Genomic DNA, 25705 nt, shown 5'->3' on the forward strand with positions numbered 1-25705 from the left:
GCGCACAGAGTGGCAAGGACGTGACCGGCCCTTGGCAGGGCTGTGACATCGCGATAAGAGAGGCAAAAATTAGGGGTTAAGGCGTGAGCGACACCGATAGTTTCATTGAAGAAGTCAGCGAAGAGGTCCGCCGTGACCGTTTGTACGGGCTTTTGCGCCGCTATGGCTGGATTGCAGTTGTCGCCGTGCTGGCGCTGGTCGGCGGTGCCGCCTTTAACGAGTGGAACAAAGCGCAGGCACGCGCGCAGGCAGAATCGGCGGGTGACGCGATAATTGCTGCGCTTGAAGCGAATGCGCCAGCTGCACGGGTCGAAGCCCTCGAATCGGTGCGCGCGCAAGACATCACGCAAGGTGCCAAGGCGGTCGTGGCCTTGTTGCAAGCGGCCGAGCAGAGCGTTGACGGCGATGCCGGCGGTGCGCAGGGCGCTCTTGAGAGCATCGCATCCGATGGTAGCTTGCCGGAAATTTACCGCCAGATCGCATCGTTCAAGGCGGCGAGCCGCGCGGATGGTAATCTTAGCGTTGCCGATCGCCGCATTCGCCTTGAGGCCCTGAGTGCACCGGGCACGTCCTTGCGTCTGCTGGCGACGGAGCAACTGGCGCTTTTGGATATCGATGCGGGTGATACGGACGCAGCGCTTGAAAAACTCCAAGGCATCGTCGTGGACGCCGAAGTAACAGCAGGCTTGCGTCAACGCGCCAGCCAACTCATTATCGCACTCGGCGCGGAGCCGGACACACTCATCGGTCAAAACTAGGCCGATCAATCAAGCCCGCGGCAGACGGGACGCACTATCGAAGGGGCTTTGAGCGGTGAGTACAGCAAAATGGATCATGGCAGGCGTTGCAGCAGCAGTGCTTGCGGGCTGCGCAGAAGAAGACACAATTCTGCCGGGCAAGCGCGAGGATTTGCGCGCTCCCTTCGGTGAAGTGTCTGACGATAGGGTGCGCACGCAAAATGTTGCGCAAAACATATCGCTGCCCAAGCAAACCAGCAACGCGGCCTGGACACACCGGATTGGTAGTCCCGCAACGCGCACTGCACATCCAGCATTGGCCGCGCAGCTCACCGGGGTGCAGTGGTCAAGCAAGATTGGCGAAGGCGACAGCCGCCGTCACCGCATAACAGCCGATCCCGTCGTCGCCGACGGGCGCGTTTTTGCAATGGATTCCAAAAGCAAGGTCAGTGCGCTTTCCCTGAGTGGAGAGCCGCTTTGGTCTGTTGATCTCACGCCTGCGCGCGACCGCGAGAGCGACGCAGGTGGCGGCGGCCTTGCCTACGGTGATGGCAAGTTGATCGTCTCGTCCGGTTTTGGCAGCGTGCGCGCACTTGATCCTGCCAGCGGGGCAGAAATTTGGGCGCAGGACCTAAATGCAAGCACGACAGGCACGCCGTCTATTTCGCGTGGTTTGGTCTATGTGGTCTCGGGCGACAATGTGGCTTGGGCGATCGATTCGGGCACGGGCCGGGTCGCGTGGCAGCTTGACGGCTTTTCCGAAGCGGGGAATGTGTCGAACGTTTCGGGCGGCCCCGCACCAGCGGTGGGGGAGGATCTTGTGGTTTTCGCCTTTGGTTCGGGTGACATGCAGGCCGCATTTCGCAAAGGCGGTTTGCGCCGCTGGGATGCAGCTGTCGCAGGTCAGCGGCGCGGCGTAGCGGCAAGCACTGTCAGCGACATAACGGGTGATCCGGTGATTGACGGCGCTGTCGTCTATGCAGGGAGCCACTCGGGACGCATCGTCGCGGTGAATGTTGAAAGTGGTGCACGCTTGTGGACGGCCAAAGACGGAGCGCTTGGCCCGGTCTGGCCTGCTTCTGGCTCGCTCTTTGCGGTGACAGATCGCAATGAATTGGTGCGCCTTGATGCGGAAACAGGCACGCGTATCTGGGGCACAAAGCTGCCCTTCTTCGTGCGTGAGGACCGCCGCCGCCGCTCGGAAATCGTAGCACACTACGGCCCCGTGATTGCGGGTGGGCGCGTGCTGGTTGCCTCTAACGATGGTCTGGTCCGCAGCTTCGATCCTGCGACGGGCGCGCAAGTAAGCGCGGTGGAAATCCCGGACGGTGCCAGCACCAATCCGGTGGTTGCGGGCGGCACGCTCTATGTCGTGTCGCGCAAAGGCGTGCTCCACGCGATCCGATAGATTGCACTCGATCAGGGTTCGAGGGGCAGGGCGTGTGCCGTTACTGGTGCGACATGACCTCTTTCACAGAGCGCCGCTTTGCGTTAGAGCGGCGATCTGATCTGTTTTTTGGAACGTGACATGAGCTTTACCCTTGCCATCGTGGGCCGCCCTAATGTGGGCAAATCCACGCTTTTCAACCGCCTTGTCGGTAAGCGCCTTGCGCTGGTCGATGACCAGCCGGGCGTTACGCGCGATCTGCGCGAGGGCGATGCGCGCCTTGCCGATCTACGCTTTACCGTGATCGACACGGCGGGCCTTGAAGAAGCGACGGATGAAAGCCTGCAAGGGCGGATGCGCAAACTGACGGAGCGCGCGGTTGATATGGCCGATGTCTGCCTGTTCATGATCGATGCACGCGCGGGCGTGACGCCAGCCGATCAGGTCTTTGCGGAAATTCTGCGCAAGCGCTCGGCTCATGTGGTTTTGGCTGCGAACAAAGGCGAAGGCTCTGCGGCGGACGCGGGTGTGATCGAGGCATATTCGCTTGGCCTTGGTGAGCCAATCCGCCTTTCCGCCGAGCACGGCGAGGGGCTTAACGATCTTTATACGCATCTGATGCCTATCGCCGATGGCTTTGCCGAGCGTGCACGCGATCAAGCGCCCGAGGTGGATGTCGCGCTCGATGAGGACGGTGAATGGGACGAAGATGCGCCCCTTGTGATGCCCACTGCGCGCAAGCCGATGCAAATTGCTGTCGTTGGTCGCCCGAACGCGGGTAAATCGACGCTGATTAATAAAATTATGGGCGAAGAGCGGCTTTTGACCGGTCCCGAAGCGGGAATCACCCGCGATGCGATTTCGCTGCGCACAGAGTGGCACGGCACGCATATCCGCATTTTCGATACCGCGGGCATGCGCAAAAAGGCCAAAATTCAGGACAAGCTGGAAAAACTCTCGGTTTCGGACGGTCTGCGGGCGGTGAAATTCGCCGAGGTGGTCGTGGTTCTGCTCGATGCAGCGATCCCGTTCGAGCAGCAGGATTTGCGCATCGCCGATCTGGCCGAGCGCGAGGGGCGGGCGGTGATCGTGGCCGTGAACAAATGGGATATCGAGGACGACAAGCAGGACAAGCTGCGCGATCTGCGCGAGAGCTTCGAGCGACTCTTGCCGCAACTGCGCGGCGCGCCTCTGGTGACGGTATCTGCCAAGACGGGCCGCGGCCTTGATCGTTTGCACGACGCGATCTTGCGCGCCTACGAGACATGGAACCGCCGCGTTCCGACTGCGGCGCTTAACCGTTGGCTGGCAGGCATGGTCGAGGCGCATCCGCCCCCCGCGCCGGCCGGAAAGCGTATCAAACTGCGCTACATGACACAGGCCAAGACGCGTCCACCCGGGTTTGTCGTCATGTGTTCCTTGCCGGACAAAATGAGCGAGAGCTATTCGCGCTATCTGGTGAACGGTCTTCGCGCAGATTTTGATATGCCGGGCACGCCTATCCGCCTGTACATGCGCTCGCAAAACGAATCCAATCCCTACAAAGGGCGCAAGAAGGCGGGTCCGTCAAAGCTTCGCAAGCACCTGAAAACAAACGCGCAACGTCAGGAATGACGGGCGCGCTCCGGCGTCGTTTATCCCTGCCGCTTCAGCCAAAGCGCGGCACTCAGAGCAGCGATTCCAAGTGCGGCCAACGCGCTGACAGCAGCAACATCGCTGCCGTTTGCCACGATAATTCCAATCAGCGCCCAGATGATGCTGACAAAATATTCCGGCGCCGAGGGGCGTAGGCGAAACACTAAAAGGGCGACCACCAGCGCGCCCAGTATGCCAGTGATCGCCCATCCGAAACTGCCCAAGACGATGCCGTAGCCTGCCATGCCCGATCCGATCGACACCCAGCTCGCAGCCGTGAGCCAGCCTGCATAAAGGGCGAGAGGTGCTTGAAACAGCCAGCGGTCCTGCTTGGGCGCGCGCAGCAAGGCCAAGATCGCGAAAACTGCCATCCAGATGATTGCTATCGTTGCCCAAATCACGCTGGCGTTGGCGATTGCCAGCCATGGCACGCCGACCGCAAGGCTGGCGATGAGCGGCGTGCGCGCGGCGCTCCAAGCATCATTCCCAGCGCGCGCGATCACCCCGAACAGCGCCGAGACAATCAGCCAGGCATAGATCAGCCCCCAGATTGCAAAGGCATATCCCGCGGGCTGGATTGGCGGATCGATTTGCGGATATGGCAATTGATCCGCTGCGAAGCCGGTGAACGGTTCGGTGAATAGCGGCGAGAACGCAAACGCGAGCGAAAGGGCGAGGGTGAGGTACGCAATAATATGTTTCATATAAAGTTAACGCGCGCGAGGCCCAATTGGTTCACTCTTATTTCACGTGCAATCTGAGGTGGTGACGAGGCACTGCGAATGCTTTAGCGTCAATCATATTTATGAAAGGGCATTTTATGAAACGAATTGCGATTTTTTGCGACGGAACCTGGAACCTGAGCGATCGCAAGGAATCCCAGACCAATGTCGTGCAACTGGCCCAAGCGGTCAAAACCACCAGCAGCGATGGGGTCAAGCAAGTGCCGCTTTATATTCGCGGTGTCGGCACTGGGCGTGGATCGAATGCGTTGGCGCGGGCCAGTGACAAATGGTTTGGCGGTATTCTGGGTTGGGGTCTTGATGACAATATCGAGGATGCTTACCGCCAGTTGATCTGGCTTTATGAACCGGGCGATGAAATCTACATTTTCGGCTTTTCGCGCGGGGCTTATACCGCGCGCTCCCTTGCGGGTTTGCTGCGCAAGGCCGGGATTTTGCGGCGCAGTGAAGTGGACCGCGTGCCGGAGGCGATGCGCCTCTACCGCACGCGCGGCAAGGATGGCCACCCCGATGTAGCGGCCGTACAGTCCAAACGCGCCGCGCTTTCACCCGATGTGGCCACCTCGACCAACGAGTTCATCAAACGGGCAAATAGTGAAAATCCTGTTAAGTTGCTTGAAATTTCGTATCTTGGCGTGTTCGACACGGTGGGGGCTTTGGGGTTGCCCGGCTTTCTCGGGATGATTTCCCGGCTGACCAATCAGAAGTATTCCTTCCACGATACGGCGCTGAGTTCGTCGGTGAAGGCCGCCTATCATGCGGTTGCGCTAGATGAGCGGCGCAAGACGTTCCCCCCCTCCTTGTGGGAAAACCTTGATCGATTGAACGCACTTGCGCAGCGCCAAGAGCCAGCTTACCGCCAGATTTGGTTTGCGGGGGATCACGGCTCGATTGGCGGCGGCGGCGATGTGGTGGGCCTTTCGGCCTTTACCCATGATTGGATCGCCAAAGGCGCGATTGCGCAGGGCCTCGATATGGATGAGGAGATGTTGCAGCGCAGGGTGCAGCGCTGCCGCGTAGCGGATGTGGTGAACAACAAAAAACAGGGCATTTTAGGAAAATTTGCGTTTTTGTTGAAAGATCGCGAAGGGCCACGCTTTGCCGCGCATGTTCATGAAAGCGTGCTTGCCAAGATATTGCTTGGCGCGCGCAATGATGGCGGCCCGTATCGTCCCGCCAGTCTGGCGCAGGTTTGGAACGATCTACCCGGCCTTTTGCCGCCCCAAGGACCGGGCGATGGATCGCCTCCGCCACTTGACGACGAAGACGATGAAATCACGCCGCAGCCTTCCTAGGGCTTGGACAGGGATCCGTCAGCATTCAACGTTGTTCTGCCACCCAAATAGGGAGCAAGCACCACGGGCAGTGAGATTGATCCATCGCTTTTCTGGCCATTTTCCAACACCGCGATCAAACAGCGCCCGACCGCAAGGCCAGAGCCGTTGAGCGTGTGAACAAATTGCGGTTTGCCCCCGTCGTCGGGTTTGAAGCGTGCGTTCATGCGGCGTGCTTGAAAATCGCCCGTTGTGGAAACGGAACTGATTTCGCGGTAAGCATTCTGCCCCGGGAGCCAGGCTTCTATATCAAAGGTGCGCCGCGCGCCGAAGCCCATATCGCCAGTGCATAAAATGACTGTGCGGTAGGGAATTCCGAGCGCCTCTAGAAGCCGCTCTGCGCAGGAAAGCATGCGTTTCTGCTCTGCGTCGCTCTCTTCGGGGTGAGTGATCGATACCATTTCGACCTTTTCGAACTGGTGCTGGCGCAGCATGCCGGATGTATCGCGCCCCGCGCTGCCCGCTTCAGAGCGGAAACACAGCGTGTGCGCCGTCATGCGGATTGGCAAATCACCCTGCGCCAGAACATCGCCCGCGACTGAATAGGTCAACGGCACTTCGGACGTTGGTACCAGCCACCAGCCATTCGTGGTCTGATAGCTGTCATCGCCGAATTTAGGTAATTTATCCGTGCCATACATCGCCTCGTCGCGTACGATGACGGGTGTGTTTATCTCGGTTAGCGCGTTTTGATCGACATGCGTATCAAGCATGAACTGCGCCAAGGCGCGGTGGATGCGCGCGACGCTGCCTTTGAGCATGACGAAACGCGCGCCGGAAATCTTGGCAGCCGTGTCGAAATCCATCGAGGCTGCGACGCTTTTGATTTCGAAATGCTCCTTTGCCTTGAAATCAAAACTGGGCAGTGCGCCCCATTTTTTAACTTCAATATTGGCATCCTCATCGGCACCGTCCGGCACGTCTGGCGCGGGGCTGTTGGGGATGCGCGCCAATAGGTCGTTCAGCTTTGCGTCTTCTGCCTTGGCTTCGTCATTCAGTTGCGCGACGGCAACCTTTTTTTCTGCGACCAGCGCGCGCAGGCGTTCGAACTCTGCCTCGTCACCAGCGGCTTTGGCTGCGCCGACCGATTTGGACGCTTTATTTTGCTCTGCCTGCGCTTGCTCGGCAGCTTGGATTTTTGCACGTCGGGCGGCGTCGATCTCGAGCAGGCTGGCCGATAATGGCGCATCGCCGCGCCGCGCGAGGGCGGCGTCGAACGCATCGGGGTTTTCGCGGATGGCGCGGATATCGTGCATAAGATCGATCCTTGGACGAGTTGAATTCCTGCACGTTTACCTGAGCCGCGGGGCGGGGTGAAGTGAGATTGACCTAATGGGCAAAAGTTAAAGACCGGTAAAGCGCCGCAATATTTTTTTGCCGAAATTCTCTTGCCTGTTAAGGGATCTTCAATTTTTCGGGCCTAAACCTGATTTTGAAGCGGCTTGGCACGGTGCTAGTTTAACAGTTTTGAAAGAAAGGACATCGCATTACGTATCAGGTTTTGCCGCTTGCGGCGTTTTCTTTTAACTGGCGTCGATGAGTGATGATTTCGTCCTGTACGAAGTCGCGAAACACTTGGATGCGCTTGGATTGCCGCAGTTCTTCGGGGTAGGCGAGGAAGACAGGCACTTCGTTCGAGCTGAGATCAGGCAGCACACGAACCAATTCAGGGAAATCCTGAGTGACGTAATCCGGCAGCATGCCGATACCCAGATCGTTGAGCACCGCCTGCAGGACGCCGAAATAATTGTTTACGGTCAACATGGAGGGCACATCATAGGCCAAAAGATGCTGTACCATCATAAGACCTGCACTGACTTGGGCCGAGCGCGGGTTCTGGCAGATCAGGCGATGTCCGCCGATATCTTCGATCCGCTCGGGCGCGCCGCGCGTGGCAAGGTAGGAGGGTGAGGCGTAGAGCTGCATGTGCACCGTCATCAGCCGCTTTCGGATAAGATCGGCCTGACTTGGCTCTTTCATACGGATGGCGACATCGGCCTCGCGCATGGGCAGATCGAGCACTTTTTCCTCAAGCATCAGATCGATTTTCAGATCCGGATATTTCTCGTATAGTTTTGCCAGTCGCGGAGCGAGCCAAAGGGAGCCGAAGCCGGTTGTCGTGGTGACGCGCAATTCGCCAAAGACCTCTTCCTCGCTGTCTTTGATTCGCGCCTCGGCGGCATCGAGCCGCTTGATCATCGCGGTCGTCGCATCAAAGAGCAATTCGCCCTGTTCGGTAAGAATCAACCCACGCGCATGGCGGTGAAACAGCGTGGTGTTCAGGCTTTCTTCCAAACCACGCACCTGCCGCGACACCGCAGATTGCGACAAATGCAACGTATCGCCTGCATGGGTCAAACTGCCGGCGTCGGCGACGGCGTGAAAGATTCTTAGCTTGTCCCAATCCATGAGAGAAATTTCCTAACTTTGGAATAAATGTTTGCGCAACTCATATCTAGTCGAGGTGCGCGTGTTCTTCAACGTAAGTGGGTCGTTAACTTAGCGGTAAAGCAGGGGGAAAGTTTTGATATACAGGTCAGCTTTTATGACCTAACATTGATGTTAAGCTGAAATCGTCGTGTACCTTGGGAGGGAGCCACATGAGCCTGCAACAAACATCGCTGAACGACAAATTCGATCTGGAAAAAACGACGGTTCTGATGAACGGCACGCAAGCGCTGGTGCGCTTGATGCTCATGCAAAAAGCGCGCGACGCCAAGGCGGGTTTGAATACGGCGGGTTATGTCACTGGTTATCGCGGATCACCCCTAGGGGCGGTGGATTTTCAGATGACGCGCGCGGCGAAGTTTCTGGCTGGTGCGAATGTGAAGTTCGAAGAAGGGCTGAACGAAGATCTTGCGGCGACCGCGCTTTGGGGATCGCAGCAGGCGGAACTGCGCGGCGAGGGTAAGTTCGACGGGGTGTTCGGGCTTTGGTACGGCAAAGGCCCCGGCGTCGATCGCACGGGCGATGTTATGCGCCACGCGAACATGGCGGGGACCTCGAAAAACGGTGGCGTGCTTATGGCGATGGGCGATGATCACACCGGAGAGAGCAGCACAGTGCTGCATCAATCCGAATTCGCGATGATCGATTCCTACATGCCAGTCGTGAGCCCCGCGGGCGTGCAGGAAATGATGGATTATGGGCTTTATGGCTATGCTTTGTCACGTTTCGCCGGAGTCTGGGTCGGCTTGAAAACCATGAAGGACACGGTCGAAGTGACCTCTGTGGTGAACGGAGATCCGCACCGTTTGAGCTTTATCGAGCCAGAATTTGAGGTGCCCGAAGATGGTCTCAATATCCGCCTCGTGGATGATCGCTACCAACAAGAGGCGCGTCTGCTCGATTATAAACGCTACGCCGCCGAAGCGTTTAGCCATGCCAACAAAATGGACAGGCGGGTCTGGGGCAAGCCCGGCGCGAAGATCGGTTTTGTCGCAGCGGGCAAAAACTGGCTCGATCTGACCCATGCGCTGTCTCTGCTCAATATCGACGCCGCCGAGGCCGAGCGGATTGGCCTGACCACCTACAAAGTCGGGCAGACCTGGCCGATGGATATGAAGGGCTTTCGCGAATGGGCTGAAGGGCTCGATCTGATTGTCGTGGTGGAAGAAAAACGCAAGCTGATCGAAGTGCAGATCAAGGAGGCAATATTCGATGATCGCCGCGGGCGGCGCGTGTATGGTGAGCGGCGCGAGGGCCGCGAGATGTTCGCGGTGCGCGGCGCGCTCGATCCGGTGATGATCGCGGAAAATCTTGGCTCCATTCTGGCCGATGAGGGCTGCGGCACGGACGGCATCAAAGCAGGGCTGACTGCGTTGGAGGAGGCGCGGCGCGCAGACAATGCGCCCCAGCTTGCAGCGCGCTTGCCGTATTTTTGTTCGGGTTGTCCGCATAATTCTTCGACCAAAGTGCCCGAAGGCAGCCGTGCTTACGCGGGCATCGGATGTCATTTCATGGTGCAATGGATGGACCGCGATACGCTGGGGTTCACCCATATGGGCGGCGAGGGCGCGAACTGGATTGGCGAGGCACCGTTCTCTAAACGTGAGCATGTGTTCCAGAACCTTGGCGATGGCACCTACAATCATTCGGGCATTCAGGCGATCCGTGCGGCGGTCGCTGCGGGCACGACGATGACGTATAAAATCCTTTACAATGATGCGGTTGCGATGACGGGCGGGCAGGGCAATGACGGTGGTCTCGATGCGCCGCGTATTGCGCGCGAGATTGCTGCGATGGGCATTGAAAACATAGAAATTGTTTACGATGAAAAGGAAGATGTGCAAGCGAGCGCTTTTCCAAGCGGCATGGCGATGTTCGAGCGCGCGCAGTTGCAGAGCGTTCAGGAGAGGCTGGCCAAGACCTCGGGCGTGTCGGTGATCCTCTATATCCAGACCTGCGCCGCCGAAAAACGCCGCCGCCGCAAGCGTGGACTGTTTCCGGATCCCGACAAGCGCGTCTTCATCAATCCCGATGTTTGCGAGGGCTGCGGCGATTGCGGAGTGCAGAGCAACTGCGTCTCCATCGTTCCTCACGAGACGGAACTGGGGCGCAAACGTGCAATTGATCAATCAAGCTGCAACAAGGATTTTTCCTGTGTGAAAGGGTTCTGCCCGTCCTTCGTTACGATCGAGGGCGCGACACCGCGAAAAGCAGCAACAACAGCGCTGAGCTTGCCGGAACTGCCAATGCCGGAACTGCCGGTGATCAACGGCACACATAACGTGGTGATCACCGGTGTGGGCGGCACGGGCGTTGTCACGCTTGGCGCGCTTTTGGCGCAGGCGGCCCAGCTTGATGGTAAAGGCGCCGGCATGATGGAAATGGCCGGCCTCGCGCAAAAGGGTGGGGCGGTGCATATCCATTGCCGCCTCGCGAACGCGCCCGAAGATATCTCTGCCATTCGCGTCGCAACCGGCGAAGCGCATGCGCTTATCGGCGGTGATCTGGTGGTCAGTGCTGGATCTGCGACGCTGGGCCTGACGAAAGAGGGGCAGACCGGCGCGGTCGTGAACAGCCACGAAATCATCACAGGTGATTTCACCCGCGATACGGAATTCAAACTGCCGACAGAGCAGCTTGCGCTGTCGCTGCGTGCGCGCTTGCGCGAGCGGGTTGATCTGTTTGACGCCTCCGATCTGGCGCGCAACGTGTTGGGGGATGCGATTTTTTCCAACATGTTGGTCTTTGGCGCTGCGTGGCAACGGGGCTTGATCCCGCTCACGCTAGAGGCGCTGCAAGAGGCGATCCGTATGAACGGCGCGGCTGTAGACAAAAACCTCCACGCCTTTGACGTAGGCCGCTGGGCGGTCCTTTTCCCCGAAGAGGCGGCGGCGCTTGGTGCGCCAAAAGTGGCGCGTTTGCCTAAAACACTAGATGAAAAGATTACGTTTCGGGCGGATCACTTGACGCTTTACCAAGGCAAGCGTCTGGCCAAGCGTTATCGCAAGTTTTTGGAGGGCATCAGGGATGCGCGCACGAAGGAAGCCGTGGCAAAGGGCTATCACAAGCTATTGAGCTATAAGGATGAATATGAAGTCGCGCGCCTTCATCTGAGCACCGTTGAAAAGGCGGCAGAAGCGTTTGAAGGGGATTTAAAACTATCCTTTCACCTTGCGCCGCCGCTTTTGAGCAAGATGGGTGCGGACGGGCGTCCATTGAAAAAGCAATATGGGCCCGCGATGCTGCGTGCTTTCAAGGTTTTGGCAAAGCTGAAATTTCTGCGCGGTACGCTGTTTGATCCTTTCGGGCGCACGGCAGAGCGCAGGATGGAGCGCGCGTTGATCAAGCAATATGAGGCTGATATAAAAGCGGCGCTGTCAAAGGCGGAGGCGCAAAATATGGATGCGATCGTGGCACTGGCGGAATTGCCGCTCTCCATTCGTGGCTTTGGGCCGGTGAAGGAAGCGAACGAGCGCAAAGCGGCAAAGCGGCGCGAGGAATTGCTGACGGTGATTGCGGCGACTGGGCAAAGCGCGACATTGGCGGCGGAGTAGCAAAGACTTTGTAAATGTGCGGCCGCGATTTTTTTCAAGAAAATCGCGGCTTCGCTCTGTATCCCGTTCGCTCTCCTGCCATATACAGCGGCGAGTTCACTGGTTTCGAGGCGAGAGCATGTCCAACCACCCCGCGCGCGAAATATCCTATGCACATTGCGCCCAAACCCGCGGCGGACGCGTTTTGATTCGCGCGCTGGAAAATTCTACGGGCCGGCTTGGGCTGATCAAGCGCGCAGAGGGCTATGAGGCCGACCTCGCGCGCGGACGTGATTTCTGGGAGGTCATGGCCGAGCGTTACGGGCTGACGCTTGATGTTATCGGCGGGGGACTCGAAAATATACCCCGCAGCGGCCCGCTCATTTTGATTGCCAATCATCCCTACGGCATTCTGGACGGGTTGATGATGGGCTTGATCCTGTCGCGCGCGCGCGGTGATTTCCGTATCATGGCCAACAGCGTCTTTCAAAAAAGCGAGGCGCTGGAGCGTGCCATTTTGCCGATCTCCTTCGATCCGGGCAAAGCTGCGCAGCGCATGAACCTGCAAACCCGCGCGCATGCTCTGGAGTTCCTTCGTGCGCATGGTGCGATCGGGATTTTCCCCGGCGGCACGGTGTCCACGGCGGCGCGCCCCATGGGCCTGCCGCTGGATCCCAATTGGCGCGCTTTCACGGCGCGCATGGTGAGCAAATCAAATGCCGCTGTCGTGCCAATCTATTTTGATGGCCACAACAGCCGCTTGTTCCAGATTGCAAGTCATCTACACGCAAGCCTGCGCCTTGGTCTTCTGATCAAGGAGTTTCGCAAAAAGATCGACACGCCGGTGCGCGTTGCCATCGGAGCGCCGCTGGATCAGGACGCACTAAACGCGCGTGCTCGTGATCCGCGTGAAATGATGGATTTCCTGCGACGATCCACGTATGAGCTGTCACCAAAGCCCCTTGACGCGGCACGTCTGGGTTATGATTTTGAAGATAAGCACCGCGAGCGGCGGTATTAGGAGCCAGTATGGCAGTCGGGATTTTTGATAGCGGACTTGGGGGATTGACCGTGCTGGACGCGGTGCGTGCGCGCCTGCCGGAAGTGCCCTTCGTTTATTATGCGGACAGTGCCCATGCGCCCTACGGCGTGCGTAAATCCGAGGATATTTTCCAACTGACCAAAGCGGCGGTGGAATATCTGTGGGACAACGGCTGCGATCTGGTGATCCTCGCCTGTAACACGGCCTCGGCAGCGGCGCTCAGGCGTATGCAGGAGGCGGGCGTGCCCGAGGGCAAGCGCGTGCTGGGGGTGTTCGTGCCGCTGATTGAGTCGCTGACAGAGCGCGAATGGGGCGATAATTCGCCGCCGCGCGAAGTGGCAGTGAAAGAGGTGGCGCTTTTCGCGACCCCCGCAACCGTCGCCAGCCGTGCGTTCCAGCGCGAATTGGCGTTTCGCGCGATTGGCGTGGATGTCGAAGCGCAGGCCTGCGGCGGCGTGGTCGATGCGATCGAGGACGGCGATATGATTTTGGCGGAAGCTTTGGTGCGCAGCCATGTGGACGCGCTGAAACGCAAGATGCCCAAGCCGCAGGCGGCTATTTTGGGCTGTACGCATTACCCGCTGATGCAGGCGCATTTTCAGGAAGCCTTGGGCGCGGATGTGCGGGTCTACTCCCAAGCCAACCTCGTCGCCGAGAGCCTTGCAGATTACATCACGCGGCGTCCGCAATTCACTGGCTCGGGCAAGACGCACCGCTATTTCACCAGCGGCGATCCGGCGCGCGTCAGTGATCGCGCGACACAATTCATGCGACGAGAAATCTCTTTCGAAAAAGCCTGACGCGAAAGACATTTCCATAGAAAGATCAAAGACATGACACAGAATATCGCCATCTTAGGGGCCTCCGGCTATACGGGCGCGGAATTAATCCGGCTGATCGCCACGCATCCCAGCATGCAGATCAAAGCGCTCTCGGGCGAGCGCAAGGCAGGTCAACCGTTGGCTAGCGTTTTCCCGCATTTGCGCCATCTTGATCTACCTGATTTGGTGAAGATCGAAGAGATTGATTTCACCGATATAGATCTGGCCTTTTGCGCGCTGCCTCATAAGACCAGCCAAGAGGTGATTGCGGCACTGCCGATTGACCTCAAGATTGTTGATCTGAGCGCGGATTTCCGGCTGCGCGATCCCGCGGCCTATGAGAAATGGTATGGCAATCCGCATAGCGCGCTGCACATGCAAGGCGAAGCTGTCTACGGTCTAACCGAGTTTTACCGCGATGAAATTGCGGGTGCTCGGCTTGTCGCGGGCACTGGCTGCAACGCGGCGACGGGGCAATTCCTGCTGCGCCCGCTGATTAGCGCCGGTGTGATCGGGCTTGATGATATTATCCTCGACCTGAAATGCGCCGTATCCGGCGCGGGCCGCAGCCTGAAGGAAAACCTGCTGCATGCAGAGCTGTCCGAGGGCTATAGCGCATACGCGGTGGGCGGCACGCATCGCCACCTGGGCGAGTTCGATCAGGAGTTTTCCGCGCTGGCGGGCCGCGAGGTGCGCATTCAGTTCACGCCGCATCTGATCCCTGCGAACCGCGGTATCCTTGCCACCGGCTATGTGTCGGGCGACGCTGCGCAAATCCACGAGGTTCTGGTCGCACAATATGCAACCGAGCCGTTCATCGAAGTGCTGCCCATGGGCGAAACGCCAAGCACGCACCATGTGCGCGGATCGAACTTTTGCCACATCGGCGTGGCAACAGATCGCATCGAGGGTCGCGCGATTATTATTGCGGCGCTGGATAATTTGACGAAAGGTAGCAGCGGGCAGGCCTTGCAGAACGCGAATCTGATGTTAGGTCTGCCTGAGACGGCAGGGCTGATGCTGGCCCCGTGCTTTCCGTAACGTGCTGGAGATACTCCAATGGCAATGACAGGTCTTAAGAAGAAACGCCGTATTCAGGTGGTTGCGCTGACTGCTGTTGCGCTGGTTTTGTCCACGGTTCTGATCGGCTACGCGATGCGCGATGGCATCAACTTCTTTCGCGCGCCAAGCCAGATCATCGCCGAGCCGCCCAGCCCGAGCGAAGTGTTTCGCATCGGCGGTTTGGTCTCCGAGGGTTCTATCGAGCGCGGCATGGGCGAGGAAATACGCTTTTCCGTGACCGACGGCGGCGCAACGATTCCTGTGACCTTCGTCGGTGTTCTGCCGGATCTGTTCGAGGAAAATCAGGGCATGGTCGGCACTGGAAGCTACGTAGATGGTGTGTTCAAAGCCTCTGAAATTCTTGCGAAACATGATGAAACCTACATGCCCTCCGAAGTCTTGGACGCGCTGAAGGCGCAGGGCATTTACGTAGACCCCGACGCCTGAGCGCGCGCTGCGCTCACTTTGCATTAACCTTAACGGGCGCATCTTTCTTGCTTAAGTGAGCAAGGGGGAAGAACATGTCATCAAACCGAGATGTCCGCGCGATTGCACAGGAAATCGTGCAGCGAGAAGGCGGATATGTGAATGATCCCGATGATCGGGGCGGTGCAACCAATCACGGCGTGACGATCCACACGATGCGCCGTTTAGGCATTGATCTGAACGGCGACGGACGGGTGAACGCGGCCGATGTGCGTATTCTGTCGCGCGATCAGGCGATAGATATCTTTATGCTGCATTATTTCGACAAGCCGAAAATCGCACGTTTGCCTGCACCTCTGCACGCCAGTGTGTTCGATATGTATGTGAACGCGGGCAGCAATGCGGTGAAAATTTTGCAAGCTTTGGTGAGCAAAATGGGATTTCCCTGCATTGGCGACGGCGCAATCGGTCCGCAAACCATCGCTGCGGTGACGCGCGCCTATGATGCCGCGCCTGACCATCTGCCGGATGCCTACGGGATCGAGCGGCGCAATTACTATTTCCGATTGGCAGACAGGCGCGCCGCAAGCCGCAAGTTTGCGCGCACGCGGGCAGGGGGCAAGGGCGGTTGGATCATCCGCGCCGAAGACTTTATCGCCGTGCGCTACCACCTCACAGCGCAGCAATTTCAGCAAAGGATCGCAAAATGGGCCTGATTGATCGCGTCTTCGGGATGCTCTTCGGCAGCGGCGGCAATGTCATTCGCCAGACCGCTGAAGTCTTTGTCGAAAACGCCGAAAAAGGTGCGGCGCGCGAGGCGGTGCTGCGCGGCGATGCGCTTACGCAGTTTGCGGGGGAGTTCGCAAGCGTGCAGCGCGGCTTGTTTGATCGCGTGCTCGACGGCCTCAACCGCCTGCCGCGGCCCGCGATGGCGCTCGGCACGCTCGGGCTATTTGGTGCGGCGATGGTTGATCCTATCTGGTTCGCCTCGCGCATGCAGGGCATCGCGTTGGTGCCGGAGCCGCTTTGGTGGCTATTGGGGGCGATCGTGTCCTTCTATTTTGGCGCGCGCCACCAAGTGAAAAGCCAGCAATTTCAAAAGCAGGTCGCGGCCTCGCTCGCGCTGACGCCGACGGTTCTTCAAAACCTCGATACGCTTGAGGCGATGCGCCCCATGCCACAACAAGTCCCGGCAAAGCGCATCGAACCGGGCGCCCCTGAGATCCGCCACGAGGCGGCCCCAATGCCTATACGAAACCAGCTCGATTTCCCGCAAAACGCCGCTTTGCAAGATTGGCTGCGCGGGCAGGGGTAGCCCCCGCGACAATGTGATCAGATTGCGCGTCCGAAAACCATTGGCGGCGGGCGGAGCGCGCACTATACCAAGGGTATGATTACAGAACTCGGACATTTCGCCCTCATCCTCGCCTTTCTGGTCGCGATCGTGCAATCGATCGTTCCACTTATCGGCGCGCACAAACATTGGTACGGCTGGATGGCCGTGGCAGAACCCGCCGCCAAAATGCAATTCCTGTTAACAGGATTTTCCTTTGCGGCGCTGACCTATGCTTTCGTGACCTCGGATTTCTCTTTGCGCCTCGTCTGGCTCAACTCGCATTCCGCCAAGCCGATGATCTACAAGATCAGCGGTGTTTGGGGCAATCACGAGGGCTCCATGCTGCTTTGGGTGTTGATCCTCACGCTGTTCGGGGCCTGTGCGGCATGGTTCGGCGGCAATTTGCCCCCGACGTTGCGCGCCCGCGTTCTTGCGGTGCAATCTTCCGTTTCTGTTGCGTTTTTCGCCTTCATCCTGTTCACGTCCAACCCGTTTTTGCGCCTCGCGGTGCCGCCCTTTGACGGGCAAGATCTTAATCCGCTGCTTCAAGATCCCGGCTTGGCGTTTCACCCCCCGTTCCTTTATTTGGGCTACGTTGGCCTTTCGATGGCTTTCTCTTTCGCGGTCGCCGCATTGCTGGAGGGCCGCGTTGATGCGGCTTGGGCGCGCTGGGTGCGGCCATGGACGCTTGCGGCTTGGGTGTTCCTCACAATCGGCATCGGGCTTGGCTCCTGGTGGGCCTATTACGAGCTGGGATGGGGCGGTTTCTGGTTCTGGGATCCGGTGGAAAATGCCTCCTTCATGCCATGGCTCTTGGCTGCGGCGCTCTTGCATTCCGCCATCGTCGTTGAAAAACGCGAGAGCTTGAAAAGCTGGACCATCCTGCTTGCCATCCTCGCTTTTGGATTCTCGCTTATCGGCACATTCATCGTGCGCTCGGGTCTGTTGACCTCGGTTCACGCCTTTGCCAATGATCCGGAGCGCGGCGTGTTCATCTTGATGATCTTCGGCTTTTTCACGGGTGGCGCACTTATTCTGTTCGCGGCTCGCGCCTCCACGATGGAAGCAAAGGGCGTGTTCAGCGTCGTCAGCCGTGAAAGCGCACTGGTGAGCAACAACGTCCTTTTGGCCGTGTCCTGTTTCGTGGTCTTCGTCGGCACGCTTTGGCCGATGTTCGCTGAAATGTTCTTTGACCGGAAACTCTCTGTCGGGGCACCGTTCTTTAATATGGCGTTCACACCTTTCATGGTCGTGCTTGGCCTGATCCTGCCTGTTGGATCCACCCTTGCGTGGAAACGCGGCAAGCTGGGGCGCGCAGCCTATCAAATGCGCTATGTCTTCGCTCTGGCCGTTTCTTTGGGCCTGTTGGTGTGGGTCATGCAAACGGGTCGCTCCTTGATGGGGCCCATCGGTCTTTTCCTTGGCTCTTGGCTGGTGTTCGGCTCCATGCTGGATCTGTGGATGCGGGCAGGGCGCACATGGTCGCGCATCCCGCGCCTGCCGCGCGCGGATTGGGGCAAAGCGGTCGCACATGGCGGCCTTGGCGTCACCATGTTTGGCATCGCAGGCCTGATGGCTTGGCAGCTTGAGGATATTCGCGTCGCCAAGATGGGTGAACCCTTCACCGTTGGCGCGTTCGAGTTGGAGCTGCAGGATGTACAGCGTGTGCAGGGCCCCAATTACCTATCGACGATGGGCTTTGTTGCGCTGCGCACGAATGGAGAACAGATTGCCGTGCTGAACCCTGAAAAGCGCAACTATCCCGTGGCGCAAATGCCCACGACCGAAGCTGCGATCGACTACCGCTTCCTGCGCGATGTCTATGTGGTGATCGGCGATCCACAGGAAGGTGGCGGCTGGACACTGCGTACTTATGTCAAACCGCTGGCGAACTGGATCTGGGCGGGCACTTTGTTGATGGCGTTGGGCGGCACGCTTAGCCTAACGGATCGCCGCTTCCGCGTGGCTGCGGGTGCGCGCCGTCGCCGTGAAACCGCGGTGCCTGCGGAATGAAAAAGGTGTTCATGGCGCTTCTCGTCGGGCTCTTGGCCATGCCCGCATTCGCGGTGCAACCAGATGAAATGCTAAGCGATCCGGCCCTTGAAAACCGTGCGCGCGAACTGTCGCGCGGGCTACGCTGCCTTGTGTGCAAGAACGAATCCATCGATGAAAGCAACGCATCGCTCGCACGCGATCTTCGCATTCTGGTGCGTGATCGCCTGACTGCGGGTGACAGCGACGACGAAGCGATAGAGTTCATTGTCGCGCGCTATGGTGAATTTGTGCTGCTGCGACCCACCGTCACCGGCTCTAACTGGTTGCTTTGGGCGGCAGGTCCGCTCATGTTGCTGCTCGCGGGCGGGATTGGCCTTAGCTACCTGCGGGGCCGCGCGGCTGCGCCGGAAAGCGATATAGCTGCGCTGAGCGACGCGGAAAAGACGCGGCTTGCGGAAGTGCTGGGCGACAAGCGCTGATGCGCGCGAAACAATGACATTGGGGACGATCATGGACTACCAAACCATCACCTACAGGCTTGCGGAGAATGTTGCGACCGTAACGCTTGATCGCCCCGATGTGATGAATGCGCTCAGCACGCAAATGCGCGCGGAGATTACAGATGCGGTGATCACGGGGGGGCGCGAGGCGCGCTGCGTTGTGATCACGGGGGCAGGGCGCGCTTTCTGTTCCGGGCAAGATCTTGGGGATCGCGCGAATGCGGGCAACATCGATCTGGAACGCACGCTGCGCGATGAATATCAACCTATGCTTCATGCGATCACGAATTGTCCGGTGCCCACGATCAGCGCAGTAAACGGCGCTGCGGCGGGCGCGGGCGCGAACCTCGCCCTTGGCGCAGATGTTGTGATCGCCAAACAAAGCGCGTTCTTTATGCAGGCTTTTACTAAAATCGGCCTGATCCCCGATGCGGGGGGCACCTATTTTATGCCGCGCCAGATGGGCATGGCAAAAGCCATGGGGGCCGCGCTGTTTGCCGACAAAATTACCGCCGAGCAAGCCGAGCGCTGGGGCATGATCTGGGAAGCCGTGCCTGACGTTGATTTCGAGGCAACGTGGAAAGCGCGTGCGGCGCATTTGGCGAATGGACCAACGGCAGCCTACTTCGAAGCAAAAAACGCCATCCGCGCCTCTTTTGAAAATTCGTTGGAAGATCAACTCGCGCTCGAAGCAAAACTCCAGGGCAAATGCGGCAAAACCCGCGATTTCAAAGAGGGCGTGCTCGCCTTCCTCGACAAACGCACTGCCGAGTTTGAAGGCCGCTAACGCGCCCCTCGCTTCTCTGGTCTTGAAATACCTCGGGGGAGGCTCGGCTCTGCCGAGGCGGGGGCAGAGCCCCAAAAGAACAAATCATAAGCAAAGATTTGGAAAGTGCAGGCTTCTGTTGCCAGGTGCCTGCGAACCCCGCCTAAAGTCGCTAAACCGTAGGGCTTAAGTTTTCAACAGTTCCGGTCGCTTACGCAGCCATCGCTATTGGAGCACGATTGTCATTTGCAATTGTACATTTTGGGCCGATACGGTGGCACCCAGCCGAAACAAAGCTAACCTCTTTAGACGTTCGTCGATCCTATTTCGACCCCCTCCGCCGTCAAATGAACGGGTGATTGGTGGAGTCGCCGGGTACCGCCCCCGGGTCCGAACCGCTTATTACAAGCGCGTTTATGTTCATAGCTCTTGCGAGCAATATTAATATAGTAAGCCCTTAGAGGTTTGCCAAGAGCAGATAGGCCGCAAGCAGGACTTCAATCGCGAAATAAATGAAGGCCTTGGTAAAGGGCGGCTTGTCGAGCACCAATGACGTGAGGCGCCCAAAGGCGGCTCCAGCATATGCAACGCCCATCATCGAAAACGCCATTGGCGCGGGCCAGATCAGGCAGAACAGGCCCAAGGCGACAAAAAGACAGCCGACAGAGGCGCGCAATTCGCTGAGACCCATCGTTGTCTCGCCAGTATGTAAATCCAGCGCAGAGGCAGTGAACCGCGGCGCGAGAAATCCGAAGGAACCAAAACCGATGGTGAGCAGCGCTGCGGCTATGTTTAGAGTATCAATCATAAAGGGTGTTCGTGTCCTTGCATGGCTTGGATCATTTTCTGCCAAAGAAAATGGTGACAAAATTCTGCAAACGCTAATTCTACGTCGCGCGCCGTTTCGCGGCCATTTCCTGCCCGAGCGCGCGGGTATAGGCGGCAAGGTCCCCCAAGGTGGCTTCAATTCCAGTCCCATCGCCCGCATCGCAATGATCCGCGATCTGCTCGTGCAGCGCCACGATCCGCTCGCGCGAGCGCGCGGTGAACGTGATCATATTCATAAGCGGTTGCATGGCCTCAACGGCCCCAGCGAGTTGATAAGAGAGCACAGGGTTGCCCGTCGCATCAACCAGCGCGCGGTGGAAGGCCACGTCACTGGCGCACCAACCCTCGTCCGACAGACCGGGCTGGGTCTGGCGAAAAATCTCTGCGCGCATGGTGGCAAGATGATCGGCGCTGCGCCGCTCTGCCGCCAGCGGCGCGCAAGCGCGCTCCAGCGCGAAACGCGCCTCGCAAGCCGTCTCAAAACTCACCGCATTCATCGAAAGCAACAGCGTCGACGTGGTGATCTGCTGGCCATATGCCTCTTCAAAACTGAGACGATTGACGAAGGCCCCGCCAAACGCACCGCGCTGGGTGCGGATCAGGCTTTGCGCTGCCAGTCGTTTTAGAGCTTCGCGCACAGTCGCACGCGATACCTCGAATTGTTCGGACATTTCCGCTTCGGAGGGCAGGCGCTCATCCACGATCAACGCGCCGCTCACGATCGCGTCGCGGATCGCCTTGGCGATTTGCGCAGAAAGGTCTGTTTTGGACTTGGGGTCAATTTTCATTTGTCTGACGTTTAAATGTCTGACATTAAAAACGCAACTGAAACCGTCAAAGTGATTCCGCGCATATGATCCGATCGACCCTCTGGCTTGGCTTTTTCACCATCATCCTGCTGTCGTGGTGGATGATGTATATGATGGCGATGCAGATGGACCTCGACCTATTAGGGCGCCCCGGCGAGATGGGTGCGCGCATGGCCGCGATGGACCCCCGGATGGATATGAAGATGCCCATGGCCGAGTTCGGCCCGCTTTTTTCCATGTGGGCGATTATGATGGCGGCGATGATGCTCCCGACCATGGTGCCGACGTTGCGTAGCTACGAGATGCTGATGGTCTCCGCAGATGGCACGCGGGCAGGGTGGCTGGGTGTTCTGCTTGGGTATTTCGTTGTCTGGGTCGCCTTTGCCGCGCTGATCGCAGCGGTACAGCTTGCGCTCTTGTTTGGCGGGGTGATCGACATGCTGGGCATTCCCAATTCGACGTTTTTTGCGGGCGGTTTGCTGATTGTTGTCGGCTTGTTCCAGTTCACCCGCGCCAAGGAAATTTGCCACGGGGTGTGCCACAGCCCGATGAATTATTTCTTGGGGCGCTGGAAAACCGGCTTTGCGGGCGGTGTCAAAATGGGTCTCGGGCTTGGCGCATTTTGCGTCGGGTGTTGCTGGGGTTTCATGGCGCTTGGCTTTGTCGGCGGTGTGATGAGCCTGCTGTGGATGGGCCTTGCCACATTTTTCATGGTGATCGAAAAACTGCCCCAGATCGGGCATTATGTCACAAAACCAATGGGGGCGATCCTGATCGCAGCCGGGGCAGCGGTGCTGCTTTGGACCCCGCTCATGGGAGGATAGAACCAAATGGCAGCGACAAAGAAACCCGATGCAGATCGCTTGGCGGTCAGCCAGCGTATCGACAGCCGGATGAGCAATCCGAAACGGCGCACCGCGACGCCAACGGATTGGGCGATCAAGGGTGAGTTGTTCCTGAACTGCTCGTGCGAGCTCTTTTGCCCCTGCGTTGTCTCGCTTGGCGCGCACCCGCCCACGGAAGGGCACTGTAACGCATGGATGGCGATTGCCATCGACGAGGGCCATTATGAGGGCGAAGACCTCAGTGGCCTCAATGTCGGACTGATGGTCGAAATCCCGGGCCGCATGGCCGAGGGCGGCTGGAAAGTTGCGGCCTATGTGGACGAGCGCGCCTCTGGCAAAGCCTACAACGGTATTTTGCAGATTTTCAGCGGTGCGGCAGGCGGCACGACGGGCCTGTTCACGATGCTGGTCAGCGATATCGTGAATGCAGAGCGTGAAAAGGTAGAAATCGTGCGCGATGGCAAGAAACGCGGGCTTTATATAGGCCGCAAGATCCAAGGCGAGATCGAGATGATCGAAGGGTCTAGCCCGGATCATCCCGTGATGATATCGAACTCCAAATACTGGATGGGGCCGGATATTATTGCGGCCAAAGGCATCAAATCCAAAGTGCGCGACTTTGGCCGTATCTGGGACTTTGCCGGTAAATCCGCCGAGATTTGCCCGATCGACTGGAGCGGCGCCAAGCCATGATCACGCCAGCATATTGCGCGTTGATGGCGCGCTATAATGCTTGGCAAAACGCTGAGTTGGTCAAATCGCTTGAGATTTTGTCCGAAGCAGACCTGCGCGCAGAGCGCGGGGCTTTCTTCGGATCGATCTTCAAGACGGTGAACCATTTGCTTTGGGGCGATACCCTTTGGATTTCCCGTTTCGACGGGGGCTCTGGCCCTGCTGAAACAGACCTGACCAAAACGGACACCACGGATACGACAGATAGCTTGGCGCAGTGGTCTGCCGAGCGCTCCGTTGCAGATGCACGCTTCATTGCTTGGGCGGATCGCGTGAGCGAGGCCGATTTGCAGGGTGATCTGACATGGTTTTCAGGGTCTATCCAGGCAGACATCAGCAAATCACGTCCGCTTTGCATCATGCAAATGTTCAACCACCAGACCCATCACCGCGGTCAGGTTCACACCATGCTCGGCGCCGCTGGCGCGCCGATGTATACCACCGATATTCCCTTCATACCCTCTTCTTTCATGCCGGAGTAGCCCGATATGGCTCTAATCTCTCCTTCGCGCCGCCTGCGCCGCACACCTTTTTCCGAGGGTGTCGAGGCGGCAGGTGTCAAAGCCTATACGGTGTATAACCGCATGCTTTTGCCCACTGTTTTTCGCTCGGTTCAGGAGGATTATCACCACCTGAAATCGGCGGTGCAGGTCTGGGACGTGGCCGTCGAGCGCCAGGTCGAATTGCGCGGCCCCGATGCGGGGCGCCTGATGCAGATGCTGACTCCGCGCGATCTGCGCGGGATGCGGGCAGGGCAATGTTACTACGTGCCCATCGTCGATGAAACCGGCGGAATGCTAAATGATCCGGTCGCGGTGAAGCTGGCTGAGGATCGCTGGTGGATTTCCATTGCCGACAGTGATCTGCTGCTCTGGGTCAAGGGCATCGCCTATGGTTATCGCCTTGATGTGCTGGTGGACGAACCTGATATCTCCCCCCTCGCGGTGCAAGGCCCCAAGGCGGATGAGTTGATGGCGCGGGTCTTTGGTGATGCCGTGCGCGACATCAAGTTTTTCCGCTATAGCTGGTTCGAGTTTCAGGGGCGCGACATGGTGATTGCGCGCTCTGGCTACTCTAAACAGGGTGGTTTCGAAATTTACGTGAACGGTACCGACATGGGCATGCCGCTGTGGAATGCGCTGATGGAGGCGGGCAAGGATTTGGATGTTTATGCGGGCTGCCCCAACCTGATCGAGCGGATCGAGGGTGGATTGCTGAGCTACGGCAATGACATGAACGAGGACAATACGCCCCATGAATGTGGGCTTGGCAAATTCTGCAACACAAACACGGCCATTGGCTGCGTCGGGCGCGATGCGCTTTTGCGGGTGGCGCAGGAAGGTCCGGTCAAACAGTTACGCCCCATTGAGATTCACGGTGATCCGGTTGGACTTTGTGATCGACTTTGGCCGCTGATGGATGGGGACCGGCAGGTTGGCACGATCAGCTCGGCGGCTTATAGCCCTGATTTTGCGACGAACGTGGCGATCGGCATGGTGCGCATGACCCACTGGGATGAGGGCGCGGAACTGGATGTCATAACGCCGAGCGGGATTCAGCCCGTGACGGTGAAAGAGACGTTCTGGATTTGATACGATAGAGTGGGGGCCAGCCCCCACACCCCCGAAGTTTACTTGGAAAGATGAAGGAATAGTCATGTTTAACGCACTTGTTGTGAATAAGAACGATGAAGGTAAAACCAGCGCTGCGGTTACGCAGATCGGGCTGGATGATTTGCCAACGGGCGATGTGACGGTTGCAGTGGAATATTCCACGGTGAACTATAAAGACGGGCTTTGCATCGGGCCGGGCGGCGGACTTGTGCGTAATTATCCCCATGTGCCGGGCATTGATTTTGCGGGTACGGTCGAGGCATCGGATGATCCACGCTATAAAGCGGGCGACAAAGTGGTCTTGACCGGCTGGCGCGTCGGCGAGGCGCATTGGGGCGGGTATTCCCAGAAAGCGCGTGTTAAGGCCGATTGGCTGGTGCCATTGCCGAGCGGTTTGGACACGCGTCAAGCGATGGCCGTTGGCACAGCAGGCTTTACCGCTATGCTGGCGGTGATGGCGCTTGAGGATCACGGCATCAAGGCTGGGCCGGTTCTTGTGACGGGTGCCGCGGGCGGTGTTGGCTCGGTCGCGACGGCCATTCTGGCGCATTTGGGGCATGAGGTCGCTGCGGTCACCGGGCGCCCTGAGACTGCGGATTACCTGAAATCATTGGGCGCGACGCAGATCGTGGCGCGCGAAGAATTGAACGAGACGATCAAGCGTCCGATGGAAGCGGAAACCTGGGGTGGCTGCGTTGATGCCGTTGGCGGCGAGATGCTGGCGCGCGTGCTTGGCCAGATGCAATACGGCGCTTCGGTCGCGGCCGTTGGCCTTGCGGGCGGAGCGGGCCTTCCTGCGACTGTCATTCCATTCCTTTTGCGCGGCGTTAATCTGCTTGGCATTGATAGCGTGATGCAGCCCTATGAGAACCGTTTGCGCGCGTGGGAACGGATTGCGAAGGATCTGCCGATGGACAAGCTGGAGGCGATGGTTCACCCAGCGATCCTGTCCGATCTGCCAGATTTGGGGCGCGATATTCTTAAAGGTCAGGTCAAAGGGCGCGTTGTTGTTGACGTGAACGCCTAGGCCGATTTGCGCATGCCGCATGAATGTGAACCGTCCCTTAAAGGGGGCGGTTCTTGCGTTTTGTAAGTTGGCCTCCTACGGGAAAA

24 protein-coding genes and 1 other RNA gene are annotated in these 25705 nt (G+C 58.4%); 19 read left to right on the forward strand and 6 right to left on the reverse strand.

Annotation, left to right across the window (positions count from 1 at the left end; translation table 11 throughout):
- Positions 1 to 83 precede the first annotated feature (83 nt).
- The 3 genes from B9P63_RS03975 (at position 84) to der (ending at position 3738) form a co-directional block, all read left to right on the forward strand.
- A complete protein-coding gene (locus B9P63_RS03975; protein ID WP_085307272.1) occupies positions 84 to 758 on the forward strand; it encodes a hypothetical protein in 675 nt (224 codons plus the stop codon).
- Between the two features lie 55 nt (positions 759 to 813).
- Complete coding sequence (locus tag B9P63_RS03980) at positions 814 to 2145, forward strand: outer membrane protein assembly factor BamB family protein (RefSeq protein WP_245830547.1); 1332 nt, start codon at positions 814 to 816, stop codon at positions 2143 to 2145.
- Between the two features lie 120 nt (positions 2146 to 2265).
- Positions 2266 to 3738 (forward strand): ribosome biogenesis GTPase Der, encoded by a 1473-nt coding sequence (gene der / locus B9P63_RS03985; RefSeq protein ID WP_085307274.1) that lies wholly within the window; start codon positions 2266 to 2268, stop codon positions 3736 to 3738.
- 20 nt (positions 3739 to 3758) lie between these two features.
- Here der and B9P63_RS03990 read toward each other — a convergent pair whose 3' ends face one another.
- On the reverse strand, positions 3759 to 4463 hold the full coding sequence (locus tag B9P63_RS03990; RefSeq protein ID WP_085307275.1) for a hypothetical protein: 705 nt from the start codon (positions 4461 to 4463) through the stop codon (positions 3759 to 3761).
- Positions 4464 to 4579: 116 nt separating this feature from the next.
- Between B9P63_RS03990 and B9P63_RS03995 the strand changes: the two genes are divergently transcribed.
- Entirely contained in the window at positions 4580 to 5797 is a 1218-nt protein-coding gene (locus B9P63_RS03995) for a DUF2235 domain-containing protein (RefSeq protein ID WP_176219097.1), read from the forward strand.
- Here the strand turns inward: B9P63_RS03995 and serS are convergent.
- Together serS and B9P63_RS04005 are read right to left on the reverse strand one after the other, a co-directional pair.
- A complete protein-coding gene (gene serS, locus B9P63_RS04000) occupies positions 5794 to 7092 on the reverse strand; it encodes a serine--tRNA ligase (protein ID WP_085307277.1) in 1299 nt (432 codons plus the stop codon). The two genes, B9P63_RS03995 and serS, sit on opposite strands and share 4 nt — an antisense overlap.
- Before the next feature lie 238 nt (positions 7093 to 7330).
- Complete coding sequence (locus B9P63_RS04005; RefSeq protein ID WP_085307278.1) at positions 7331 to 8245, reverse strand: LysR family transcriptional regulator; 915 nt, start codon at positions 8243 to 8245, stop codon at positions 7331 to 7333.
- Positions 8246 to 8436: 191 nt separating this feature from the next.
- Between B9P63_RS04005 and B9P63_RS04010 the strand changes: the two genes are divergently transcribed.
- The 10 genes from B9P63_RS04010 to B9P63_RS04055 all read left to right on the forward strand — a co-directional run bounded on the left by B9P63_RS04010 (position 8437) and on the right by B9P63_RS04055 (position 19786).
- Positions 8437 to 11838: an indolepyruvate ferredoxin oxidoreductase family protein gene (locus B9P63_RS04010; RefSeq protein WP_085307279.1), complete on the forward strand. Its 3402-nt coding sequence runs from the start codon at positions 8437 to 8439 to the stop codon at positions 11836 to 11838.
- Positions 11839 to 11956: 118 nt separating this feature from the next.
- A complete protein-coding gene (locus B9P63_RS04015; RefSeq protein WP_085307280.1) occupies positions 11957 to 12838 on the forward strand; it encodes a lysophospholipid acyltransferase family protein in 882 nt (293 codons plus the stop codon).
- Positions 12839 to 12846: 8 nt separating this feature from the next.
- Entirely contained in the window at positions 12847 to 13659 is an 813-nt protein-coding gene (locus B9P63_RS04020; protein WP_085307281.1) for a glutamate racemase, read from the forward strand.
- A gap of 33 nt (positions 13660 to 13692) precedes the next feature.
- Positions 13693 to 14721 (forward strand): N-acetyl-gamma-glutamyl-phosphate reductase, encoded by a 1029-nt coding sequence (argC, locus tag B9P63_RS04025; protein WP_085307282.1) that lies wholly within the window; start codon positions 13693 to 13695, stop codon positions 14719 to 14721.
- 24 nt (positions 14722 to 14745) lie between these two features.
- The gene (gene ccmE, locus B9P63_RS04030) at positions 14746 to 15189 is read left to right on the forward strand and encodes a cytochrome c maturation protein CcmE (RefSeq protein WP_085307319.1); all 444 of its coding nucleotides are present in this window, start codon (positions 14746 to 14748) and stop codon (positions 15187 to 15189) included.
- 74 nt (positions 15190 to 15263) lie between these two features.
- Positions 15264 to 15884 carry a holin-associated N-acetylmuramidase gene (locus B9P63_RS04035; RefSeq protein ID WP_085307283.1) on the forward strand — a complete coding sequence of 207 codons (621 nt, stop codon included), beginning with the start codon at positions 15264 to 15266 and terminating at the stop codon, positions 15882 to 15884.
- The gene (locus tag B9P63_RS04040; RefSeq protein WP_085307284.1) at positions 15875 to 16483 is read left to right on the forward strand and encodes a holin family protein; all 609 of its coding nucleotides are present in this window, start codon (positions 15875 to 15877) and stop codon (positions 16481 to 16483) included. Before B9P63_RS04035 ends, B9P63_RS04040 begins: the two co-directional genes overlap by 10 nt.
- Positions 16484 to 16558: 75 nt before the next feature.
- Positions 16559 to 18517, forward strand: a complete 1959-nt coding sequence (locus tag B9P63_RS04045; RefSeq protein ID WP_085307285.1) for a heme lyase CcmF/NrfE family subunit — start codon at positions 16559 to 16561, stop codon at positions 18515 to 18517.
- Positions 18514 to 18978: a cytochrome c-type biogenesis protein gene (locus tag B9P63_RS04050; protein WP_085307286.1), complete on the forward strand. Its 465-nt coding sequence runs from the start codon at positions 18514 to 18516 to the stop codon at positions 18976 to 18978. The genes B9P63_RS04045 and B9P63_RS04050 overlap by 4 nt, the downstream gene beginning before the upstream one ends.
- A 31-nt stretch (positions 18979 to 19009) precedes the next feature.
- The gene (locus tag B9P63_RS04055) at positions 19010 to 19786 is read left to right on the forward strand and encodes an enoyl-CoA hydratase-related protein (protein WP_085307287.1); all 777 of its coding nucleotides are present in this window, start codon (positions 19010 to 19012) and stop codon (positions 19784 to 19786) included.
- Positions 19787 to 19890: 104 nt separating this feature from the next.
- Here the strand turns inward: B9P63_RS04055 and ssrA are convergent.
- The 3 genes from ssrA to B9P63_RS04070 all read right to left on the reverse strand — a co-directional run bounded on the left by ssrA (position 19891) and on the right by B9P63_RS04070 (position 21381).
- Positions 19891 to 20241: a transfer-messenger RNA gene (gene ssrA / locus B9P63_RS04060) on the reverse strand.
- Positions 20223 to 20573 carry a DUF4345 family protein gene (locus B9P63_RS19135; protein ID WP_176219098.1) on the reverse strand — a complete coding sequence of 117 codons (351 nt, stop codon included), beginning with the start codon at positions 20571 to 20573 and terminating at the stop codon, positions 20223 to 20225. The genes ssrA and B9P63_RS19135 overlap by 19 nt, the downstream gene beginning before the upstream one ends.
- Positions 20574 to 20652: 79 nt before the next feature.
- Positions 20653 to 21381 (reverse strand): FadR/GntR family transcriptional regulator, encoded by a 729-nt coding sequence (locus B9P63_RS04070; RefSeq protein WP_085307288.1) that lies wholly within the window; start codon positions 21379 to 21381, stop codon positions 20653 to 20655.
- Between the two features lie 65 nt (positions 21382 to 21446).
- Between B9P63_RS04070 and B9P63_RS04075 the strand changes: the two genes are divergently transcribed.
- The 5 genes from B9P63_RS04075 (at position 21447) to acuI (ending at position 25619) form a co-directional block, all read left to right on the forward strand.
- Positions 21447 to 22226, forward strand: coding sequence for a DUF2182 domain-containing protein (locus tag B9P63_RS04075; protein WP_085307289.1), 780 nt, complete (start codon positions 21447 to 21449; stop codon positions 22224 to 22226).
- A gap of 6 nt (positions 22227 to 22232) precedes the next feature.
- Positions 22233 to 22940 carry a DUF1326 domain-containing protein gene (locus tag B9P63_RS04080; protein WP_085307290.1) on the forward strand — a complete coding sequence of 236 codons (708 nt, stop codon included), beginning with the start codon at positions 22233 to 22235 and terminating at the stop codon, positions 22938 to 22940.
- Positions 22937 to 23461 carry a DinB family protein gene (locus B9P63_RS04085; protein WP_085307291.1) on the forward strand — a complete coding sequence of 175 codons (525 nt, stop codon included), beginning with the start codon at positions 22937 to 22939 and terminating at the stop codon, positions 23459 to 23461. The genes B9P63_RS04080 and B9P63_RS04085 overlap by 4 nt, the downstream gene beginning before the upstream one ends.
- 6 nt (positions 23462 to 23467) lie before the next feature.
- A complete protein-coding gene (locus tag B9P63_RS04090; protein ID WP_085307292.1) occupies positions 23468 to 24571 on the forward strand; it encodes a dimethylsulfoniopropionate demethylase in 1104 nt (367 codons plus the stop codon).
- A gap of 64 nt (positions 24572 to 24635) precedes the next feature.
- Entirely contained in the window at positions 24636 to 25619 is a 984-nt protein-coding gene (gene acuI, locus B9P63_RS04095) for an acryloyl-CoA reductase (RefSeq protein WP_085307293.1), read from the forward strand.
- The last annotated feature ends 86 nt before the right edge of the window (positions 25620 to 25705 follow it).

Origin of the sequence: Planktotalea arctica, from assembly GCF_002105285.1 — a bacterium.
Lineage (GTDB): Bacteria > Pseudomonadota > Alphaproteobacteria > Rhodobacterales > Rhodobacteraceae > Planktotalea > Planktotalea arctica.

What these genes read in the sequence shown, in the direction of transcription:
- der (WP_085307274.1), top strand. Translation starts at nt 2,266, where the DNA reads ATGAGCTTTACCCTTGCCATCGTGGGCCGCCCTAATGTGGGCAAATCC.
- B9P63_RS03990 (WP_085307275.1), bottom strand. Translation starts at nt 4,463, where the DNA reads ATGAAACATATTATTGCGTACCTCACCCTCGCCCTTTCGCTCGCGTTT.
- B9P63_RS03995 (WP_176219097.1), top strand. Translation starts at nt 4,580, where the DNA reads ATGAAACGAATTGCGATTTTTTGCGACGGAACCTGGAACCTGAGCGAT.
- serS (WP_085307277.1), bottom strand. Translation starts at nt 7,092, where the DNA reads ATGCACGATATCCGCGCCATCCGCGAAAACCCCGATGCGTTCGACGCC.
- B9P63_RS04005 (WP_085307278.1), bottom strand. Translation starts at nt 8,245, where the DNA reads ATGGATTGGGACAAGCTAAGAATCTTTCACGCCGTCGCCGACGCCGGC.
- B9P63_RS04010 (WP_085307279.1), top strand. Translation starts at nt 8,437, where the DNA reads ATGAGCCTGCAACAAACATCGCTGAACGACAAATTCGATCTGGAAAAA.
- B9P63_RS04015 (WP_085307280.1), top strand. Translation starts at nt 11,957, where the DNA reads ATGTCCAACCACCCCGCGCGCGAAATATCCTATGCACATTGCGCCCAA.
- B9P63_RS04020 (WP_085307281.1), top strand. Translation starts at nt 12,847, where the DNA reads ATGGCAGTCGGGATTTTTGATAGCGGACTTGGGGGATTGACCGTGCTG.
- argC (WP_085307282.1), top strand. Translation starts at nt 13,693, where the DNA reads ATGACACAGAATATCGCCATCTTAGGGGCCTCCGGCTATACGGGCGCG.
- ccmE (WP_085307319.1), top strand. Translation starts at nt 14,746, where the DNA reads ATGACAGGTCTTAAGAAGAAACGCCGTATTCAGGTGGTTGCGCTGACT.
- B9P63_RS04035 (WP_085307283.1), top strand. Translation starts at nt 15,264, where the DNA reads ATGTCATCAAACCGAGATGTCCGCGCGATTGCACAGGAAATCGTGCAG.
- B9P63_RS04040 (WP_085307284.1), top strand. Translation starts at nt 15,875, where the DNA reads ATGGGCCTGATTGATCGCGTCTTCGGGATGCTCTTCGGCAGCGGCGGC.
- B9P63_RS04045 (WP_085307285.1), top strand. Translation starts at nt 16,559, where the DNA reads ATGATTACAGAACTCGGACATTTCGCCCTCATCCTCGCCTTTCTGGTC.
- B9P63_RS04050 (WP_085307286.1), top strand. Translation starts at nt 18,514, where the DNA reads ATGAAAAAGGTGTTCATGGCGCTTCTCGTCGGGCTCTTGGCCATGCCC.
- B9P63_RS04055 (WP_085307287.1), top strand. Translation starts at nt 19,010, where the DNA reads ATGGACTACCAAACCATCACCTACAGGCTTGCGGAGAATGTTGCGACC.
- B9P63_RS19135 (WP_176219098.1), bottom strand. Translation starts at nt 20,573, where the DNA reads ATGATTGATACTCTAAACATAGCCGCAGCGCTGCTCACCATCGGTTTT.
- B9P63_RS04070 (WP_085307288.1), bottom strand. Translation starts at nt 21,381, where the DNA reads ATGAAAATTGACCCCAAGTCCAAAACAGACCTTTCTGCGCAAATCGCC.
- B9P63_RS04075 (WP_085307289.1), top strand. Translation starts at nt 21,447, where the DNA reads ATGATCCGATCGACCCTCTGGCTTGGCTTTTTCACCATCATCCTGCTG.
- B9P63_RS04080 (WP_085307290.1), top strand. Translation starts at nt 22,233, where the DNA reads ATGGCAGCGACAAAGAAACCCGATGCAGATCGCTTGGCGGTCAGCCAG.
- B9P63_RS04085 (WP_085307291.1), top strand. Translation starts at nt 22,937, where the DNA reads ATGATCACGCCAGCATATTGCGCGTTGATGGCGCGCTATAATGCTTGG.
- B9P63_RS04090 (WP_085307292.1), top strand. Translation starts at nt 23,468, where the DNA reads ATGGCTCTAATCTCTCCTTCGCGCCGCCTGCGCCGCACACCTTTTTCC.
- acuI (WP_085307293.1), top strand. Translation starts at nt 24,636, where the DNA reads ATGTTTAACGCACTTGTTGTGAATAAGAACGATGAAGGTAAAACCAGC.